General features: G+C 63.4%; 23 protein-coding genes and 2 pseudogenes. 16 read left to right on the top strand and 9 right to left on the bottom strand.

The features are described from left to right. A pseudogene (locus tag BVER_RS30350) lies at window positions 1-99 on the top strand (transposase); the annotation flags it as partial. A 280-nt stretch (window positions 100-379) separates the two neighbouring features. Here BVER_RS30350 and BVER_RS18740 read toward each other — a convergent pair. The 3 genes from BVER_RS18740 to BVER_RS31700 all read right to left on the bottom strand — a co-directional run bounded on the left by BVER_RS18740 (window position 380) and on the right by BVER_RS31700 (window position 1,925). After that, window positions 380-1,195, bottom strand: a complete 816-nt coding sequence (locus tag BVER_RS18740) for a DUF72 domain-containing protein (RefSeq protein WP_050454590.1) — start codon at window positions 1,193-1,195, stop codon at window positions 380-382. Between the two features lie 88 nt (window positions 1,196-1,283). Beyond that, window positions 1,284-1,550 (bottom strand): cupin domain-containing protein, encoded by a 267-nt coding sequence (locus tag BVER_RS18735; RefSeq protein WP_050454589.1) that lies wholly within the window; start codon window positions 1,548-1,550, stop codon window positions 1,284-1,286. 84 nt (window positions 1,551-1,634) lie between these two features. Beyond that, window positions 1,635-1,925: a hypothetical protein gene (locus tag BVER_RS31700; protein WP_157056122.1), complete on the bottom strand. Its 291-nt coding sequence runs from the start codon at window positions 1,923-1,925 to the stop codon at window positions 1,635-1,637. A 417-nt stretch (window positions 1,926-2,342) separates the two neighbouring features. On the opposite strand from BVER_RS31700, the pseudogene arsC reads away from it, so the two are divergent. The 3 genes and pseudogenes from arsC (at window position 2,343) to BVER_RS36510 (ending at window position 4,629) form a co-directional block, all read left to right on the top strand. Further along, a pseudogene (gene arsC, locus BVER_RS18730) lies at window positions 2,343-2,762 on the top strand (arsenate reductase (glutaredoxin)). Between the two features lie 140 nt (window positions 2,763-2,902). After that, window positions 2,903-3,175, top strand: a complete 273-nt coding sequence (locus tag BVER_RS18725; RefSeq protein WP_050454593.1) for a hypothetical protein — start codon at window positions 2,903-2,905, stop codon at window positions 3,173-3,175. 194 nt (window positions 3,176-3,369) lie between these two features. Beyond that, window positions 3,370-4,629 carry a GGDEF domain-containing protein gene (locus tag BVER_RS36510; protein ID WP_440588101.1) on the top strand — a complete coding sequence of 420 codons (1,260 nt, stop codon included), beginning with the start codon at window positions 3,370-3,372 and terminating at the stop codon, window positions 4,627-4,629. Here BVER_RS36510 and BVER_RS18715 read toward each other — a convergent pair. Continuing rightward, window positions 4,517-5,011 carry an MgtC/SapB family protein gene (locus tag BVER_RS18715; protein WP_050454588.1) on the bottom strand — a complete coding sequence of 165 codons (495 nt, stop codon included), beginning with the start codon at window positions 5,009-5,011 and terminating at the stop codon, window positions 4,517-4,519. The genes BVER_RS36510 and BVER_RS18715 overlap by 113 nt on opposite strands. Window positions 5,012-5,130: 119 nt before the next feature. Here BVER_RS18715 and BVER_RS18710 point away from each other — a divergent pair, with 119 nt between their 5' ends. After that, complete coding sequence (locus BVER_RS18710) at window positions 5,131-5,529, top strand: RidA family protein (RefSeq protein WP_050454587.1); 399 nt, start codon at window positions 5,131-5,133, stop codon at window positions 5,527-5,529. On the opposite strand, the gene BVER_RS18705 is transcribed toward BVER_RS18710, so the two are convergent. Further along, window positions 5,530-6,126 carry an alpha-ketoglutarate-dependent dioxygenase AlkB family protein gene (locus BVER_RS18705; protein ID WP_050454586.1) on the bottom strand — a complete coding sequence of 199 codons (597 nt, stop codon included), beginning with the start codon at window positions 6,124-6,126 and terminating at the stop codon, window positions 5,530-5,532. Between the two features lie 188 nt (window positions 6,127-6,314). Here BVER_RS18705 and BVER_RS18700 point away from each other — a divergent pair, with 188 nt between their 5' ends. Continuing rightward, entirely contained in the window at window positions 6,315-6,701 is a 387-nt protein-coding gene (locus tag BVER_RS18700) for a response regulator (RefSeq protein WP_050454584.1), read from the top strand. 6 nt (window positions 6,702-6,707) lie between these two features. Here BVER_RS18700 and BVER_RS18695 read toward each other — a convergent pair whose 3' ends face one another. Next, a complete protein-coding gene (locus BVER_RS18695) occupies window positions 6,708-7,517 on the bottom strand; it encodes an endonuclease/exonuclease/phosphatase family protein (protein ID WP_050454583.1) in 810 nt (269 codons plus the stop codon). 48 nt (window positions 7,518-7,565) lie between these two features. Beyond that, the gene (locus BVER_RS18690; protein ID WP_050454582.1) at window positions 7,566-8,084 is read right to left on the bottom strand and encodes a hypothetical protein; all 519 of its coding nucleotides are present in this window, start codon (window positions 8,082-8,084) and stop codon (window positions 7,566-7,568) included. A 196-nt stretch (window positions 8,085-8,280) separates the two neighbouring features. Here BVER_RS18690 and BVER_RS18685 point away from each other — a divergent pair, with 196 nt between their 5' ends. From BVER_RS18685 to BVER_RS18655, 7 genes are all read left to right on the top strand, one after another. Next, window positions 8,281-9,258 (top strand): AAA family ATPase, encoded by a 978-nt coding sequence (locus BVER_RS18685; protein ID WP_050454581.1) that lies wholly within the window; start codon window positions 8,281-8,283, stop codon window positions 9,256-9,258. Window positions 9,259-9,446: 188 nt separating this feature from the next. Continuing rightward, complete coding sequence (locus tag BVER_RS18680) at window positions 9,447-10,547, top strand: NAD(P)/FAD-dependent oxidoreductase (protein ID WP_050454580.1); 1,101 nt, start codon at window positions 9,447-9,449, stop codon at window positions 10,545-10,547. 157 nt (window positions 10,548-10,704) lie between these two features. Next, window positions 10,705-11,019, top strand: a complete 315-nt coding sequence (locus tag BVER_RS18675) for a high-potential iron-sulfur protein (protein WP_050454579.1) — start codon at window positions 10,705-10,707, stop codon at window positions 11,017-11,019. A 232-nt stretch (window positions 11,020-11,251) separates the two neighbouring features. Then, window positions 11,252-12,538: an MFS transporter gene (locus BVER_RS18670; RefSeq protein ID WP_050454578.1), complete on the top strand. Its 1,287-nt coding sequence runs from the start codon at window positions 11,252-11,254 to the stop codon at window positions 12,536-12,538. Between the two features lie 36 nt (window positions 12,539-12,574). Beyond that, complete coding sequence (locus tag BVER_RS18665) at window positions 12,575-12,886, top strand: cupin domain-containing protein (protein ID WP_050454577.1); 312 nt, start codon at window positions 12,575-12,577, stop codon at window positions 12,884-12,886. Window positions 12,887-13,054: 168 nt separating this feature from the next. Further along, window positions 13,055-13,369: a hypothetical protein gene (locus BVER_RS18660; RefSeq protein ID WP_157056121.1), complete on the top strand. Its 315-nt coding sequence runs from the start codon at window positions 13,055-13,057 to the stop codon at window positions 13,367-13,369. Window positions 13,370-13,398: 29 nt separating this feature from the next. Next, window positions 13,399-13,668, top strand: coding sequence for a Txe/YoeB family addiction module toxin (locus tag BVER_RS18655; protein WP_050454575.1), 270 nt, complete (start codon window positions 13,399-13,401; stop codon window positions 13,666-13,668). A gap of 50 nt (window positions 13,669-13,718) precedes the next feature. Here the strand turns inward: BVER_RS18655 and BVER_RS18650 are convergent, their stop codons facing one another. Beyond that, window positions 13,719-13,988 (bottom strand): hypothetical protein, encoded by a 270-nt coding sequence (locus BVER_RS18650; protein WP_050454574.1) that lies wholly within the window; start codon window positions 13,986-13,988, stop codon window positions 13,719-13,721. 65 nt (window positions 13,989-14,053) lie between these two features. Next, entirely contained in the window at window positions 14,054-14,797 is a 744-nt protein-coding gene (locus tag BVER_RS18645; RefSeq protein ID WP_050454592.1) for a Mut7-C RNAse domain-containing protein, read from the bottom strand. Here BVER_RS18645 and BVER_RS18640 point away from each other — a divergent pair. From BVER_RS18640 to BVER_RS18630, 3 genes are all read left to right on the top strand, one after another. Continuing rightward, the gene (locus tag BVER_RS18640) at window positions 14,771-15,769 is read left to right on the top strand and encodes an NAD(P)-dependent oxidoreductase (protein ID WP_332309131.1); all 999 of its coding nucleotides are present in this window, start codon (window positions 14,771-14,773) and stop codon (window positions 15,767-15,769) included. The two genes, BVER_RS18645 and BVER_RS18640, sit on opposite strands and share 27 nt — an antisense overlap. 90 nt (window positions 15,770-15,859) lie before the next feature. Beyond that, complete coding sequence (locus tag BVER_RS18635; protein ID WP_232316641.1) at window positions 15,860-16,333, top strand: hypothetical protein; 474 nt, start codon at window positions 15,860-15,862, stop codon at window positions 16,331-16,333. Window positions 16,334-16,341: 8 nt separating this feature from the next. Beyond that, the gene (locus tag BVER_RS18630; RefSeq protein ID WP_050454572.1) at window positions 16,342-16,707 is read left to right on the top strand and encodes a response regulator; all 366 of its coding nucleotides are present in this window, start codon (window positions 16,342-16,344) and stop codon (window positions 16,705-16,707) included. The last annotated feature ends 236 nt before the right edge of the window (window positions 16,708-16,943 follow it).

Genomic DNA, 16,943 nt, shown 5'->3' with positions numbered 1-16,943 from the left:
GTGCCCTGTACCGTAAGCGCAATCTCGTTGAACGCTTCTTTAAGCGTATCAAGCATTTTCGTCGCGTCGCCACTCGATATGACAAACTCGCCCACAGCTACCTCACCTTTGTCTCCATCGTGTCTGCTCGGGCCGCTCTTAAATGTGAACAGGACCTAGCGAGTGTCATCGTAGGTCAGCGCGGGAACGGCTCCCATGCGATCCGTGTTGTCTCGCCTGACTTCGTATCGGTCCACTTTGGTTTGCTCCGGCCCGCTTGCGCAACCGACAGGTTATTTGCGAAACGAACTTTCACGCGGCATCGCGTTTATCGTTATTCGGCCCAACCTTGGTTAGGGCTTCGAATATATGGCATGCCGCTTCGGTGCGGCTTGGTTCGCTATTTCGTCTTCCCCACGCGCTCGATCAACCCCATCGCCGCCGTCGGATTGCTCACCTTGTTGCCGCTGATCACATACAGGAAAACATCGCGCGTCACCGCTTTTGCCGCCGACTCCGACACCGTCTCCAGACCCTCCGGTGCGCCGCCTGCCGCCCACGTCTGCGCGCGCGTTGCCCATCGGTCGAGCGCCGCTTTTGCGTAGCCGCTCTTCTGCTTTTCCGTCGTGCCCAAGATGCGCGCGTACACGAACGGCGCGGTCACGTCTGCAATCTGCGGATACTTCGAATCGCCCGCGACGACGACCGCCACCTTATGCTTGCGCAGCAGCTTCACGAATGCCGCATCCGCGAAGCTCTCGTGGCGCACTTCGACCGCATGCTGGATCGCGCGTCCCTCTACCTTCGCTGGTAGCAAATCCAGAAACGCGGCGAAGTCGTCGGGATCGAACTGCTTCGTCGGCGCGAATTGCCAGTTGATCGGGCCGAGCTTGTCCTGCAATTCGAGCACGCCGCTTGCGAAAAAACGATCGATCGAATCGCCAGCTTCCGCCAGCACCCGCCGATGCGTTGCGTAGCGCGGCGCCTTCAGCGAGAACACGAAATCGTCCGGTGTCTCGTCTCGCCACTTCGCGAAGGTCGCGGGCTTTTGCGAGCCGTAGAACGTGCCGTTCACCTCGATGCTCGTCAGCACGCGGCTCGCGTATTCGAGTTCCCGTTTCTGCGTCAGATCCTTCGGGTAGAACGTGCCGTGCCACGGCTCGAAATTCCATCCGCCGATGCCCGCGCGTATCCGCGCCGTTTTTCGTGTCGCCATCGATATGTCTCCTCTCGTCGCACAACAAGCGGCAAGCGCGGATCGAAACCCGCGCCTGCCTGCCAATCGAGTGTAATGAATGACGCAGTTACTTGCGTTCGACGAGATAACTCACGCCGTTGGGCCCGTACTGTTCGTCGTGCTCGACGTTTTTCGCCAGATGGAAAATGTCGCCGACGCCGTAGTGACGCGAGTCGTCGCCGCAGCGGATCGTGAGATCGCCCTGAACGATGAGCGCCTTGGCTTCGAACGGATGCGTGTGGACGTCGAGCGAACCGTTGGGATCGCGCGTGACGGTCACGACTTCGTTGAACCCTTCGCTTGAAAGAAAGGCGAGGAATGCGTCGCGTTGCATGGCGGTCTTCTCAAGAGGGGAAAAGGCGCGCCCGATACGTCGCCGGACGCGCCACTCATCCTAACCGTTGCCGCCGAACGGCGCTTACTGGCCGAAGAAGAGGTTGCAGTTCGGTCCGCGCGTGCAGGGTATCGACGACGGGCTGTCGCTCATGCCCGAGGCGCTGCGCGACATCATCGAGCTGCCGCCATACGACGAATCGCCGGACGGCATCGTCGAGTTCGTACCCTGATCCATCTGCGTCTGGCTGTAGGTATCGGGCGTGGCCTGTCCCGGGACTTGCGCGGTGCGGTAGTACATCTGCTGCGCGGATGCGACGCCGGCAGCGGTGAGCAAGGTAGCGGCGAGAGCCGCGCTGATCAGACGTGTTTTCATGTTCGACTCCTTCGACGGGGAAGCGCGGCACGGAACAAGACCACACACGCGCGGTTCGCTGGTTCGAGTCGTCTGGCGCAGGAAGCGTGCCACGCCGGGGCGCGGGAAAGCTTCGGCAGACGTGATGACGTCGGTTCTCGGCCGGACGCGGCAACGCGTCGTCTTCGTCCGGCATGCCGATTCACAGGTATGCAGTTCATTCGCACGACGATGCCATGCCGCACTGCACACTCCCGTTATAGGCGGCGTCCGGCCGATTGGATAGCACAATCCCGAACATCGGCGTGCTTTGGGTCGGTAACGTGACACGCGCATGACGGCGATGTCAGGTCGCCGTGCTGCACGCTTCTGCACGCAAACGCGCGCGCACCCTAGAATGCGAATCACGCAGCCCACGACACCGAAGGACATCGCGCCATGACCGTCACCATCTATCACAACCCGAAGTGCGGAACCTCGCGCAATACGCTCGCGCTGATACGCAATGCGGGCGTCGAGCCGACCATCGTCGAGTATTTGACCGCGCCGCCGGATCGCGACACGCTCAAGTCGCTGATCGCGCGCTCGGGACTCGCCGTGCGCGATGCCATCCGCTAAAAAGGCACGCCGTACGCCGAACTCGGCCTCGACGATCCGATGCTCTCGGACGATCAGCTCATCGCCGCGATGATCGAGCATCCCATTCTCATCAACCGTCCGTTCGTCGATACACCGAACGGCGCGCGCCTGTGCCGTCCGTCGGAACTGGTGATCGATCTGCTGCCGCCGCAGCAAGGCCCGTTCACGAAGGAAGATGGCGAAGTGGTCATCGACGAAACCGGCAAGCGCGTGCGCTGAACGCCTTCGCTTCGTCCGACCTGACCGTTACCTGACGTTACCTTTCTGGCACGCTCGTATCACTTGTGTCGGAAGTCGCCTCTTAGACTGCATCGAACGCGTCGAGCAATGCGGACGCACCGATGCAAGGAGAGAGCGACATGAAAACGAAACTTCTGAGTACGGTCGTCGGACTGGCGGGACTCGCGGCGCTGGCGGTGTCGGCGAGCGCATCGGCGCATGTCGATGTCGCCGTGGGCGTCGGTGTGCCGGCGTATTACGCGCAAGCGCCCGCGTACGGCTACGGTTACGACGGCGGCGAGCGTTACGATCGCTGGCGCGAGCACGAATGGCGTCGTCACGAATGGCGCGAACGTCGCTGGCGGCATGAGATGCATCGCGAGCAGCGCTGGCATGAGCATCACGGCTGGTAAGTCGTGACGCGGTAGATTCGAGGCTCGAGTTCCCTCAAGTTCCAAACGCGCGCGCCGTTATTACCTCAGCAGTGTCAGGGTCTTACGCCGGCTTACCGCGCCGTTACCGCGCGGTGACCCATTTGGCATCCGGAATGTTTTGACGAGGCCCGCCTCGCGCTCGCAGGAGCGCACCCGAAACCACACTTGAGCCGATGTTCAGTCCCGTCAGTATCCTCGTCGTCACCGCGTTATCGAGCATTCTGTCGATTTTCGCGCTGATTTCGCTGCGGCCGCACGTCATCGAAGGCGTGTCGCACTGGATATGGGCGAACGTGATCGCCATCGTGTCGCTAGTGCTGTTTTCGATGCAGGGCGTGGTGCCCGCGTGGCTCGGCATCGTCGCGGCCAATCAGCTGATCGCGGCGACGTCGCTGCGCGTCTTCGAGGGATGCAACGCGTTCTTCGGCGTGCAAGTCGGCGCGACGCAGCGGGCGATCGGCTGGGGCATGTGGCTGCTCGTGCTGGCGGGCATCGTCTATTACACCTATGTCGATCCCGACATGAACGCGCGCGTGGTGATCGTGTCGGCATTCCATGCGGCCTTCGATCTGGCGATGGCCGGGCGCGTCCTGAGCTCGCGCCCGCCGGAACGTCCGCGCTACAACTACATGTTCGTCGTGGTCGGCGCGACGCTCGGCGGTATCGGATATATCGTGCGCGGCTCGATCTATCTGATCGTGCCGCCCGCGCAAACCGCGCTGCTGCAACCCGGCGCGATGCAGATCGTCTTTCTCGCGCTCGGCATTCTGGTGCTGCCGACGCTGTCCATCGGTCTCGTGATGATGGCGCACGACCGGCTGTCGCAACGGCTCGAACGCCTCGCGCGCTTCGACGATCTGACCGGCGCGCTGTCGCGCAAGGCGTTTATCGAACTGGCGACGAACCGGCTCGCGCGCGCGAAGGAGTTCGTCGCGGTGGTGGACATCGATCATTTCAAGAGCGTGAACGACCGCTTCGGCCACGCCGCCGGCGACGACGTGCTGCGGCATTTCGCGGGCATCGTGGCGGCGCGCATCGGCGCGCGCGGCGTTCGGGCGTATCGGCGGCGAGGAGTTTTGCCTGTTTTGCGGCGCGGCCGATATCGCCAAGGTCGTCGCGCTGGTCGAACATCTGCGCGAAACCGTCGAGACGACGCCGTGCGGCGCGCTGCACTACACCTTCAGCGCGGGCATCGCGCAATGGGACGGCCAGGAATCGCTCGCGTCGATGATGGCGCGCGCCGACGGCCTGTTGTACGCGGCCAAAGTCGCGGGCCGCAATCGCGTGATGTCGCCGGTGGAAGACGCGCTGGCCTGAGCGTCACGCTTCGTCGTCGATCCCGACGCTTTCGGCGCGTTGCGCGTCCGACTGGCTTTCCCAGCGCCGCCGCAGCCGCTTCTCCACGACGCGCCCGATCATCAGCAGCAGAATGAGCATGATCGTCGCGCCGAGCGCGAGGCTCCACACGCCCATGCCGCACAGCACGCCGACGGCGGCCGTCACCCAGATCGACGCCGCCGTGGTCAGGCCGCGCACGCGCTTGTCGCCGGGATGCTTCAGGATCACGCCCGCGCCCAGAAAGCCGATGCCCGTCACGATGCCCTGCACGACGCGCGACACGTTCGCTTCGTCGGGCAGCGGCCAGGACGCGAAATTCACCGCGCACATCGTCGCGATGCACGAACCGAGCGACACCAGGCCGAGCGTCTTCATGCCGGTCGGCTTGCCGTGCAGATCGCGATCGATCCCGATGATGCAGCCGACCAGCACCGCGCACAGCATGCGCATCAGGGCGTCGGTCAGGAGGGGCAGCATCGCGGGCTCCGGTGAGGTATCGGTCGATCGGCAAGGGGCGCGGGCATCGCGCAGTGCATTTTGACGAGCTAAGGTACGGCTCGCACGCACACGAAGCGCACAAGCAAAAAGGAGACGCCATGACGCATCAGCCGAAATTTTCGATGATCGATGCCGCGCCGACGCCCGTCGGCCCGTTCTCGCACGCCGCCGAAGCCGACGGCTGGGTGTTCCTCACCGGCCAGATGCCGACTGATCCTGACGACGACAGCGCGCCGCTGCCCGAAGGCGTCGCCGCGCAAACCCGCCGCGTGATGCAGAACCTGATTCTGGTGCTGACCGGCCTCGGCCTGACGCTCGACAACGTGGTGAGCGTGCGCATCTTCCTGACCGAATTCAAGCGCGATTACGACGCGATGAACGCCGTCTATCGCTCGTATTTTCTGCCGAAGCCGCTGCCGGCGCGGACGTGCATCGGCGTGACGGGACTGGCGCGCGATGCGCTCGTGGAGATCGATTTCGTCGCGAAACGGCCCTGATCACTTCCGTTTCGACGCATCGACCCAGCGGAACGTCAGGTTGATGCGCTCGCCGCGCGCGCCCGGCTGCTTCGGCACGCGATGAATCCATTCGAGCTGCGTGCGCCCGCGCATCACGAGCAGGCTGCCGTGCGTGAGCGCCAGCGCGTGCGTCGCCTGCGTGCGGGCGTGGCGGAACTCGAACGTGCGCGTCGCGCCGAGACTCACCGAGGCGATCACCGGCTCCGGGCCGAGCTCGCGTTCCTTGTCGGCGTGCCAGCCCATGCTGTCCTGCCCGTCGCGATAACGGTTGAGCAGCACGCTGTTGAAGCGCGCGCCGCTGGCGTCGCGCGCGGCATCGCGCAGACGCGCGACGGCGGGCGTCCACGGCTGCGGCACGTTGCGGATGCCCGAATAGACGTAGACCGCGTCCGGCTCGCCTTGCCATGCGGTCAGGTGCGGCAACGGCTTGCGGCCGCCGGGCGTCGCCATCGTGTCCTGCTGCCAGGCGACTTCGGCGATGAGCGCGCCCATCAGGTCGGACGCGGCGTCGGCGGCGAGCCAGTCCGGCTGCCAGTCGATATCGGGTTGGGGAAGGTCGTCGAAAAGATCGAACATGGCGGAAAGCGCGCATCGCACCCGGGAAAGAATCACCTTAGCAGACCTGCCGCGCGCCGCCTTGCGCAGTCATTTTTGGGCCGATTTTCTCCGATCGGCGGGCGTATGCTAAAGTCCGCCCGACTATCTCAAAAAGGTGCGAAAACCGTGCGATACCGGTCCGCGCCTTGCCTTCCACGGGGACACGCATGAACTCCACCGTCGATACGACCGGCGGCGCACCGAACCGCCGCATCCTGCTGGTCGACGACAGCGTCGATGCCGCCCTCGCGATGGGCATGCTGCTCGAAGCGCTGGGCCACGAAGTGCGCACGGAGCACGACGGCCCGCGCGCGCTTGCATCGATCGACGATTTCCGCCCGGATGTCGTGGTGCTCGACATCGGCTTGCCGGGCATGGACGGCTTCGAAGTCGCGCGCGAAATGCGCAAGCGCGACGTCACCAAACATGCGCTGATGCTCGCGATGACCGGCTACGGCAGCGACGCCGATCGCGCGGACGCGCTCGCGGCGGGCTTCGATCATCATCTGACGAAGCCGGTTTCCATCGACGCGCTCGAAGCCCTGCTCAAATAACGCGCTTTACTGATCGACGCGCAGCCGCGCCATATACGGCAGGTGATCGGACAGCCACGCCGTGTCCTGCGTCGGCACCAGCCATTCGACCGGTTTCAGGCCGCGCACGAACATCTTGTCCAGTGCGAGCGCGGGCGAGAACGCCGGAAACGTGCGGCCGGATTCGCCGAGCATCGTCGCGACTTCGTGCATGCCGAGTTCGCGGAACAGCGGCACGGAATCGTTGCGCCAGTCGTTGAAATCGCCGGCCAGCACGAGCGGGCCATCGGGCGCTTCCTTCGCGATCCAGTGCGCGATCCAGTTCATCTGGCGCTGACGCGCCGCGCGCGTCAGCGCCAGATGCGCGCACAGCAGCGTGATCGCGTGCCCGGCGAAGGTCGCGCGCGCCACCAGCAAGCCGCGCTTTTCGAAACGATGCGCGGAGATATCCCATCGGCCGGACAGATCCAGCGGATGCGGCGACAAAATCGCATTCCCATGACGCCACGACGGCTTGAACACGTTCGGTCCGAGCGCGATCTGCAATTCCAGCGCGGTGGCGATTTCGGTGGCCTGGCAATGCCAGACGTCGTCGAGCGGCGTATTCAGCGGCTTGCCGAAACCGCTCGAGAGAATCGGTTGCGGCATGCGGCGCGCCATCGCTTCCTGAAGGAAGTAGACGTCCGCGTTGGTGGTCTGCACCCAGCGCTGCATCGCGTTCCAGGCGCGCAGCCCGAGCGGTGAACGGCCCTTATGGAGATTCCAGCTCACGGCCGTGAAGTCGGGCGCGGCTGAGCCGGAAGATGGACCTGGCGGAAGATGTTCTGGATTTCGCATGCTTTCGTTGTCTTGGCGGCCTGGTTACATCATGCCTCGAATGCTCGATCACTGCGTTACTGCGGGCGTGGCGAGGCTCGCGCGCACCCGGTACGTCAGCGACGGATTGCTGTCGATGATCGGCCATTGCGACCATTCGCCCGGCTTCAGCACGAGCCCCGGATGCGACGCGTTCACCTGTCGCGGCGTCGGCGGCACCTTGCAGCCGGACGTGGACGTGCGCGATGCGTCGTCTTCCAGCGTTTCCTGTGCGTCGATGGCGAGCGTGACATCGTCGGCGCTGGCGTGCGTCGGCGAGACGGTGAGCGTGCGTTGCAGGTCGATGTCGCCGGCAGGCTTATCCGCGCAGCCGACGCGGTTCTGCACGACGTTGTGATGCGTGTCGGTTTTCGCTTGCCCGACGTTGGTCGTCGCGGAAAACGAATCGATCTGTTGGCCGTCGCGAATGACCTGCAATTCCCAGTTCACCGGCTGCGCGGTGCCCTGCGCCAGGACGGCGTGACTGGCGGCGAGGAAGGACGCGAACAAGGCCTGCTGAACGCGGGCGATGCGTGTTCTTTTCTGCATTGAATGCTTCTCCGGCACGAGCGCTGTTCTCCATGAGCATGATCCGAACCCGACGATGATACTCGCGCACGCCTTTCGCCGCCCTTAAGCGCCGCATCGGCCCGAATTGGCAGCAGACGCGCGCGAGTGCTCGCTTGCAAGGGGTTTTGTCGTCGATACACTGAACTCGTCGACCATATAAAAGACGGGGTGTGACATGACGACGGCCGTGGTCAAACAGGAACTGGCGGTGGCATCGTTCAGCAAGGTCTACAGTCTCGACGACGTGGACACCGCGCTCAACAACCTTTCCGATGGCGCCAGCAACGCTTTGCGCGTCACCTACGAAAAGATGCTGAAGATCGGCAATCTGCGGTTTTGCGTCAAGCCGAACCGCATGCCGTCGATCGACAATCTCGCGGAAAATCTGCCGAACTTCGCCGAACCGCTCGACGATATCCGCAAGCAGATCGCGCTGTGTCTCGAAACCGACGATCGCCTCGAACTGATGCCGATGTTGCTGCTGGGGGAACCGGGCATCGGCAAGACGCATTTCGCGAAGCAACTGGCGCGGCTGCTCGGCACGTCCTGCCATTACGTCGCGATGAGTTCGCTCACGGCGGGCTGGATTCTCTCGGGCGCGTCGTCGCAATGGCGCAATGCCAAGCCGGGCAAGGTGTTCGGCGCGCTCGTCAACGGCAGTTACGCGAATCCCGTCATCACCGTCGATGAAATCGACAAGGCGACCGGCGACGCGCAATACGATCCGCTCGGCGCGCTCTACGCGCTGCTGGAGCACGACACGGCGCAGACCTTCGTCGACGAATTCGCGGAAGTGCCGATCAACGCGGGCAACGTCGTGTGGATCGCGACCGCCAACGACGCCCGCGCGATCCCCGAACCGCTGATGAACCGCATGAACGTCTACGAGATTCCCGCGCCGGATCGCGACGGCGCGCGCCGCATCGCGCAGGCGATTTACGCCGATATCCGCAACGCGCACACATGGGGCGCGCGCTTTCCCGAAACGCTCGGCGACGCCGCGCTCGATGCGCTCACGCAAGCCTCGCCGCGCGGCATGCGACGCGCGATGCTCAACGCGTTCGGCAATGCGCGCATCGACGACCGGCATCGCGTGGAAGCGCGCGATGTGGTGATCGACCGCAATTCGCGCCGGAAATCGATCGGTTTTTAGCGGGCGCGAATTTTCGAAATTGCCAAAAAAGCCCCGGAAAGCTGGCTTTTTTGACATCGGACGGCCATTTTCGTGCCTTTTTTCTGCATTATGCCGAATTGCGGTTCAATCGACGCCCCTTTGTTGTGAAACGCGCAATAGTCTCGAACGTAGAATAGACAGATGGCCAGCATCCAGCGGACGGGGACATGGATCGGATCGAATGCGTAGTCATCGGGGCGGGCGTCGTCGGGCTCGCCATCGCGCGGGCGCTCGCGATGCGCGGGCGCGAAGTCATGTTGCTGGAAGCGGGCGAAGCGATCGGCATCGGCACGAGTTCGCGCAACAGCGAAGTGATTCACGCGGGCATCTACTATCCGCGCGGCTCGCTGAAGGCCGAACTCTGCGTGCGCGGCCGCGACATGCTGTACGCGTTTTGCCGCGCCAACGGCGTGCCGCATCGACAATGCGGGAAGCTGCTCGTCGCGACCGCGCGCAACCAGATTCCGCAACTCGCGGCGATTCAGCAGAAGGGCGTCGAGAATCGCGTGGAAGGGCTGACGCGGATCAGCGGCGCGCAGGCGAAGGAAATGGAGCCGCAGCTCGAATGCGTCGAGGTGGTGTGGTCGCCGGTGACGGGCATCGTCGATAGTCATCAGTACATGCTCGCGCTGCAGGGCGAAGCGGAGAACCACGGCGCGACGGTCGTGTTCCATACGCCGGTCGCGGCCATCGACGCGCGCGAAGGCTGCTTCATCGTCGATACCGGCGGCGACGCGCCGGCGCGTTTCAAGGCGTCGTATCTGATCAATAGCGCCGGGCTGCACGCGAACGCGATCGCCCGAAATATTCGCGGACTCGACGAGCGGCACGTTCCGCCGTTGTACTTCGCCAAGGGCAATTACTTCAGCGTGAGCGGGCGCGCGCCCTTCGAACGCCTGATTTATCCGATGCCGAACGAAGCCGGGCTCGGCGTGCATCTGACCATCGATCTCGGCGGACAGGCCAAGTTCGGTCCGGACGTGGAGTGGGTGCAATCGCTCAACTACGACGTCGATCCGCGTCGCGCCGATGCGTTCTATGCGGCGATCCGCGCCTACTGGCCCGATCTTCCCGACGATGCGCTGCAACCCGCCTACGCGGGCATTCGGCCGAAGCTGTCCGGTCCGGGACAGGCGGCGGCGGATTTCATGATTCAGGGGAAATCGGCGCACGGCGTGCCGGGGCTGGTGAATCTCTTCGGCATGGAATCGCCGGGACTAACGGCATCGCTTGCGATCGCGGAGCGCGTGGCGGACATGACGCGCTGAGCGCCGGACAAACCATCGTTCAGCTTACATGCGACTTTCTGTGTTCACTTATCTCTAACATTTGGCTTCATCGACTCGCGTTCTGGTTGTTATGCTCGGGACATCGCCGTCGCCAAGAACGGCGCTATCCCCCAATACAATCATGGAGTGAGTCACCATGAAGACATCTCGTCGCACGTTTCTCATGACCACCGTGGGCGTCGCCTCGACGTTCGCGCTCGGCTCCCGAACCGCATTCGCCGATGCGCCCAAGGTCACCGAAAGCGATCCCACCGCGCAGGCGCTCGGCTACAAGGAAGACGCCAGCAAGGTCGACAAGGCCAAATACGCGAAGTACGCCGCCGGTCAGGACTGCGGCAATTGCCAGTTCTATCAGGGCAAGCCGACCGAAGCGTTCGCGCCGTGTCCGATGTTCAGCAGCAAGCAGGTCGCATCGAAGGGCTGGTGCAGCGCGTATGTGAAGAAGGCATAAGCCTCGGGCATCGCCAAGCATTGTCAGGAAAGGAATGGGAAGCGCGCCCGGTCGTCCGACCCGGCGCGCTTTTGTATGCGTTGTCGATTCTGGTCGCTTGATCCGGTGCGACACAGTCTTTTACACTCGGCAAGGTAAAAAGACCGCGCGTGCGGGTTTGTCTCGCATGCGGACGACAAAGCCGCACGGCTTCGCGCCCGTGGCACGAAACCCATCGCACAAGGGGATTCGCATGGCTGGCAGATCATTGAACGCGGGCGCCGTGACCGCTGCGGTGATCGGCAATGCGCTGGAGTGGTACGACTTCACCGTGTTCGGGTTCATGACGGTGGTCATCGCGAAGCTGTTCTTTCCGGGCGAGAACGAGTACTCGTCCGTTCTGCTGACCATGGCGACCTTCGGCGTCGCGTTCGTGATGCGGCCGATCGGCGGCATCGTGCTCGGGCTGTATGCGGATCGCGCGGGGCGCAAGGCGGCGTTGTCGCTCGTCATCGCGCTGATGACGCTCGGCATTCTGATTCTCGCGGTCGCGCCGCCGTATTCGGCGATCGGTATCGGCGCGCCCTTGCTGATCGTGTTCGCGCGGCTGTTGCAGGGTTTTTCGGCCGGCGGCGAGTTCGGCAGCGCGACGGCCCTGCTGATCGAAGCCGCGCCGTTCTCGCGGCGCGGTTACTACGGCAGTTTCCAGATGTCGAGTCAGGCGGCGTCGCTGCTGCTCGGCGCGATCGCGGGCGCGGCGATTTCGCGCGGTTTGTCGCCGCAAGCGCTCGAATCGTGGGGATGGCGCGTGCCGTTTATCGTCGGCCTGATCATCGGGCCGGTCGGGCTGTATATCCGCCGAAATATGCTCGATACCGAAGCCTTCCTGCACGCGCAAAAGACCGCGCGCCGCGCGACGCTCGGCGAGGTGTTTCGCCGGCATACGCGCGAAGTGATCTGCGGGCTCGGCTCGGTGATCGCGCTGACGGTAACGGTCTACGTGCTGATCGCCTATCTGCCGACCTTCGCGACGCGGCAACTGAAGCTGCCGTTCGGGCAGTCGTTCACGGCGCTGATCGTTGGCAATCTGCTGTTGACGGTGCTGTCGCCGATTGCGGGCGCGTGGTCGGATCGCATCGGACGCAAGGGGCTGGTGCTGTGGTCGCTGCTGATCACGCTGGTGGCGATCTATCCGCTGTTCGCGTGGCTCGCGGCGGATCCGAGCGTGATGCGGCTGATCGTCGTGCAGGCGGTGTTGTCGATCGCGCTGTCGGGTTACTGGGGGCCGTTCGGCGCGCTGATCGCGGAGTTGTTTCCGGCGCATGTGCGATCGACGGGCTTATCGCTCGCGTACAACATCGCGGTGATGATCTTCGGCGGATTCGGACAATTCATCGTGACGTGGCTGATCCGCGTGACCGGCTCGCAACTCGCGCCGACGTTTTACGTGATGGCCGGCATCGTGCTGTCGCTGATCGCGGTAGCATGCATTCCGGCGACGCGTCACGCCGATGTCGATGTGGACGAAGCGCGCGTCTGATTCAACCGGCTTCGGATCGTCTGGAATCGTCTGGAAATGAAAGTCATCGAAAGCAGCAAGTTCACAGCCGAACGCGCCTGGGGCGCGCTCGATATCTGCGTGATGAACGGAACGTCGTGCCGTCTGCACTGGACGGATCAGCCGTACAAATGGCACGTCAACGACGGCGAGGAAGTGTTCGCCGTGATGGACGGCGAAGTGAAGATGCACGTGCGCGGCGCGCAAGGCGAGCGCACGGTAACGCTCAAGGCCGGCGATATCTTTTACGCCCAAGCCGGCGATGAGCACTTCGCCGAACCGGTCGGCGAAGCGCGGATTCTGGTGATTGAGAAGGAGGGGAGTGTTTAACGCCGAGTCGCCAGAAGCCGCTTTTTGTCTCGCAAGCGAAAATTAGATAGTTTAGTTGAATAATTACGCGTCCGCCTAATACACTATGCAGCAGTAAGGCGTGATCTCAATCGCTGAGTCAGGCTTATTGCGGACACGGAGCAATAATTGGCGAATGCAAGCAATCAAATGAAAAGCGTCAACGCGCTGCCCGAGCATCTTAAAAATCTGGATTGGGACGAACTCATTTCCATGCTGGCCGATGCGCCGGACGATATCAAAGCGCTCATCGAGAAACATCTGGAGACGAACGACGAGCGGATTTCCGAGGCATCGCACGCGTGGTTTGCCGATCGGGGATATGGGAAGGAGAACGCTTCGGCCGCGGACTCAAGCCAAAACGAAGCGCGTGTCGCGTCGAAGGCCGGAAACGGTTATCGGAACGAGCCGAGATATCAGTGTCTCGCGGAAGGTTTCGTGCCCGCGCATTCGCGTGGCAAATAAATCTTCAACAGTCGAAAGAAGGTTGTGTCATGGCTCGTGGCGTCGTTTTCTCTCCGATCAGTTGGGCGAAGTTTCATTTCTGGCTGCGCGCGGATTCGAAGATTTACGGGAAACTGAGCGGTCTCATCGACGAATGTCGACGCGATCCGTTCAGCGGATCGGGAAAGCCCGAGCAACTCAGGCATCAAGCGGTTGAAACCTGGGCGCGTCGTATCGACGAGAAGAACCGGTTGACGTACAGCTTTACCGAGTCGGAGCTATTCGTAAAACGCTGCCGTTACCATTACGGCAACAAATAGCGCACCGGCAGTCGACAGCGGTAAATAACCGCTGTCGACGAGATTCGCGCTTAACGCTCCAACCCCGCCTTCACCAGCAACTCCACCAGCACTTCCGACAACCCGCCTTCGTTCGTCAGCGCGCGCTCCTTCAGTTGCGCGACGAGCTTCTCATCCAGCTTGCAGGCGAACGGCACGAGTCCTTTCGCCTGATCGAGCTTGCGCTGTTCGCGGCGATCGACCTTCGCTTGACCCGCGACGCCGATTTGCCCCTTGCCGCCTTGTTTCAGGTCGTTGGCGAGCTTGAATGCCTTGTTTTGTTCCAGTTGAAATTTGTTCACGCGATGCTCCGTTGCAGCGAAAGTGACGACGATGGATTGCCAGGGCCCGTATTGTACGTAAGCGCTCAGGCGAGACTGTCGATTCGTTGACGCATGCGCTTCCAATGCGAGCCTTCCCAGAACACGCGACGACACACGTCGCAGGTGACGAAGCGCGTATGGCGCTCGCGCACGCCGTCGGGGACGCGGCCATCGAGTTCGTCGGGACTCGCGCGACGCAGCGGCGCGTTGCACATCAGACACAGGCGAAACGCGCGCACGTGCAATGCCAGATCGAGCCGCGCGGCGACTTCGCGAAACTGCTCATCCGGTTGCAGCGCGCGCACGTAGCAGCCGCGCAGCAGCGTGCGGCGCTTGAGCAGTTCGCGATCGCGCGTCAGGACGATGCGCGATTCCACGTCCGCCAGACGCTCGATCTCGTCATCGGCGAAATTGTTGTCGTAGCGCGTATCGAAGCCCGCGAGCCGCAGAATCTGCGCGAGGCCGCCGAGATGGGCATCGGCGATAAAGCGCAGATCGTCGGCGCGCAACGGCGGACGCAGCAGCAGCGCGCCGTGCTCCATCCCGCGCGGCATCGCATGCGCGGGATACGCCTCGATCACGTCGTCAGCCTGAATCTGCGCCTCGAAGGCCGCCGGATGCCCGTTGCGCATCACCAGCGCGACTTCCGTATGCGGCACGCCGAGCGCCTCGATCATGTGTTTCGCCGACGAACCGTCCGGGCAGGCGCAGGCGAACGTGCGGCCGCGCTGCGGTCGAGCGAGGAATTCGTTCAGTTCGCGATGGAAATGAAAACGCGCCTTGACCATGCGGCAGTATGGCATCGGGCGCTGCTGCGCGCTGTGGATCGATGTGCTCTACTGGCGCACGGCAAAACGACACGCAACGACACGCAAGGAGCGACGAACATGGATATCGGATTCATTGGCTTGGGCGAAATGGGCAGCGCGATGGCGATCAACGCGCTGAAGGCGGGGCACACGGTGCGCGTGTGGAATCGCTCGCGCGACAAGACGCGCGCGCTCGCGGATCAGGGCGCGTCGGTCGTCGATACGCCCGAACAGGCCTTCGCCGGCGATGCCGCGTTTTCCATGCTCGCCGACGATCACGCGCTGCGTTTCGTGCTCGTCGACGGCGCCTTGCTCAAGCACGCGCCGAAGGGCTTCGTGCATGTGAACATGGCGACGATTTCAGCGGCGCTCGCGCTCAAACTGGCCGAATTGCACAAGCAACACGGCGTCGCGTACGTGGCCGCGCCCGTGCTCGGCCGTCCCGATGTCGCGGCGGCCGGCAAGCTCAATATTCTCGCGGCCGGCGCCGATGCCGACATCGCGCGTGTGCAGCCGATCTTCGACGTGCTCGGCCAGAAGACCTGGCGCGTCGGCGATCAACCGCAGCACGCCAACGTGCTCAAGCTCGCGGCGAATTTCATGCTGGCATCGGCGATTGAAGCGTTCGGCGAAGCGGCCGCGCTCGTCGACGGTCACGGCCTGCCCGCGCAGACGCTGCTCGACGTGATCACGAATTCGCTGTTTCCCGGTCCGGTCTACGCGGGCTACGGAAAGATGATCGCGGAGCGCCGCTACGAACCCGCGATGTTCAAGGCGCGCCTCGGCCTCAAGGACGTGCGCCTCGCGATCGCCGCGGGCGATGCCGTCAACGTGCCGCTGCCGGTCGCGAGCGTCGTGCGCGACAACCTCGTCGATGCGCTCGCTCACGGCGGCGGCGAAAAGGACTTCGCCGTGCTCGGCCAGGTCGCGGCGCGGCGCGCGGGACGCTAAACATCTGCAAAAACAGGCGCATCACTTGCTTCGGGTCGCTTTGAAGCATTCGCTTCCGAACATACGTGCGAACTCAGTGGACGCATAGTTGTGAGCGTCGAGCGGTTCGTCACGAGAAAAATATCGACGGAAAGGAGACGCTCATGGCTTCGATGCGCCACGTTCTGGTGCTCGCCGCGATCGGTTGCGGCATGGCGTCCGCGCGCCGACGATACGCCCAGTCCGTGCGATGCCCTCAAGCGGATCGTATCGGCGGCGCCGAATTTTTCGTCGCTGAGCGGATTCGATGGCCGCCCGGTCGCGCTGTCCTACGGCGACGACGCCAAATGCGCGGCATCGCAGACGAACTATCGCTGCACCTGGACCCCGCACGGCGGCGCGAGCGCCGACGCGTTGCAGACCGTCGCGGCGGATATCGCGTCCTGTCTGCCCGATGCCACGCACGATCAGAATTCCCCCGCGCGCCAGCACTTTTACCTGGGCGCACGCGGCGCGCGCACGGAGATCACGGCATCGCAGGCGGGGCAGAACAAGCTGAAGCTCGAAATATTCGGATCGCGGTGAGGTCAATCGTGAGCAAGCGCATCCTGATAGCCGACGATGACGACGATGCGCTCGCCGGACTCGCCCATCTGCTGAGCGGCATGGGCCACGACGTCGCGCTCGCGGCGAACGGCGCGCAAGCCGTGGAAGTGGCGACGCAATTCGCACCCGATGTGGTGATCCTCGATCTCGGCATGCCGCTCGTCGACGGCCTCGCCGCCGCCCGCGCACTGCGCCAATTGCCCACCGGCCGCGCGATGCTGCTGGTCGCGCTGACCGGCTGGGGCCAGCCGCAGCATCGCGAAATGACGCAGGACGCCGGATTCGACGTCCATCTCGTCAAACCCATTTCCGCCGATCAGCTGTTCTTCATCCTCTCGATGACCCAATCCTGAGCGCGTGTGACGTCGTTACCACACTGGTATACCAAATTGTTGCGTCGCACCAAGCGATTGGGTATAGTGGATTTGTCTCCACTGATATGGATTCAGCCCGCCCACTTAGGCGGGCGTTTTTTGTGCGCCCAGCATGGGCGCACTCTTGCGGGTGCAAGTCGCGCGGCAAGTTGACCACAGCGAGCGAAGTGAAGCGCAACTGCGGAAGGGCGACCGACCGTGGGGAGGAAGCGTGG

The sequence above is a fragment of the Candidatus Burkholderia verschuerenii genome (genome assembly GCF_001189365.1).
GTDB lineage: Bacteria > Pseudomonadota > Gammaproteobacteria > Burkholderiales > Burkholderiaceae > Caballeronia > Caballeronia verschuerenii.
This window is presented reverse-complemented; position numbering and strand designations above follow the sequence as displayed.

Coding starts and splice junctions, on each gene's coding strand:
- BVER_RS18740 (WP_050454590.1), bottom strand. CDS start 1,195: ATGGCGACACGAAAAACGGCGCGGATACGCGCGGGCATCGGCGGATGG.
- BVER_RS18735 (WP_050454589.1), bottom strand. CDS start 1,550: ATGCAACGCGACGCATTCCTCGCCTTTCTTTCAAGCGAAGGGTTCAAC.
- BVER_RS31700 (WP_157056122.1), bottom strand. CDS start 1,925: ATGAAAACACGTCTGATCAGCGCGGCTCTCGCCGCTACCTTGCTCACC.
- BVER_RS18725 (WP_050454593.1), top strand. CDS start 2,903: ATGAAAACGAAACTTCTGAGTACGGTCGTCGGACTGGCGGGACTCGCG.
- BVER_RS36510 (WP_440588101.1), top strand. CDS start 3,370: ATGTTCAGTCCCGTCAGTATCCTCGTCGTCACCGCGTTATCGAGCATT.
- BVER_RS18715 (WP_050454588.1), bottom strand. CDS start 5,011: ATGCTGCCCCTCCTGACCGACGCCCTGATGCGCATGCTGTGCGCGGTG.
- BVER_RS18710 (WP_050454587.1), top strand. CDS start 5,131: ATGACGCATCAGCCGAAATTTTCGATGATCGATGCCGCGCCGACGCCC.
- BVER_RS18705 (WP_050454586.1), bottom strand. CDS start 6,126: ATGTTCGATCTTTTCGACGACCTTCCCCAACCCGATATCGACTGGCAG.
- BVER_RS18700 (WP_050454584.1), top strand. CDS start 6,315: ATGAACTCCACCGTCGATACGACCGGCGGCGCACCGAACCGCCGCATC.
- BVER_RS18695 (WP_050454583.1), bottom strand. CDS start 7,517: ATGCGAAATCCAGAACATCTTCCGCCAGGTCCATCTTCCGGCTCAGCC.
- BVER_RS18690 (WP_050454582.1), bottom strand. CDS start 8,084: ATGCAGAAAAGAACACGCATCGCCCGCGTTCAGCAGGCCTTGTTCGCG.
- BVER_RS18685 (WP_050454581.1), top strand. CDS start 8,281: ATGACGACGGCCGTGGTCAAACAGGAACTGGCGGTGGCATCGTTCAGC.
- BVER_RS18680 (WP_050454580.1), top strand. CDS start 9,447: ATGGATCGGATCGAATGCGTAGTCATCGGGGCGGGCGTCGTCGGGCTC.
- BVER_RS18675 (WP_050454579.1), top strand. CDS start 10,705: ATGAAGACATCTCGTCGCACGTTTCTCATGACCACCGTGGGCGTCGCC.
- BVER_RS18670 (WP_050454578.1), top strand. CDS start 11,252: ATGGCTGGCAGATCATTGAACGCGGGCGCCGTGACCGCTGCGGTGATC.
- BVER_RS18665 (WP_050454577.1), top strand. CDS start 12,575: ATGAAAGTCATCGAAAGCAGCAAGTTCACAGCCGAACGCGCCTGGGGC.
- BVER_RS18660 (WP_157056121.1), top strand. CDS start 13,055: ATGAAAAGCGTCAACGCGCTGCCCGAGCATCTTAAAAATCTGGATTGG.
- BVER_RS18655 (WP_050454575.1), top strand. CDS start 13,399: ATGGCTCGTGGCGTCGTTTTCTCTCCGATCAGTTGGGCGAAGTTTCAT.
- BVER_RS18640 (WP_332309131.1), top strand. CDS start 14,771: ATGGAAATGAAAACGCGCCTTGACCATGCGGCAGTATGGCATCGGGCG.
- BVER_RS18645 (WP_050454592.1), bottom strand. CDS start 14,797: ATGGTCAAGGCGCGTTTTCATTTCCATCGCGAACTGAACGAATTCCTC.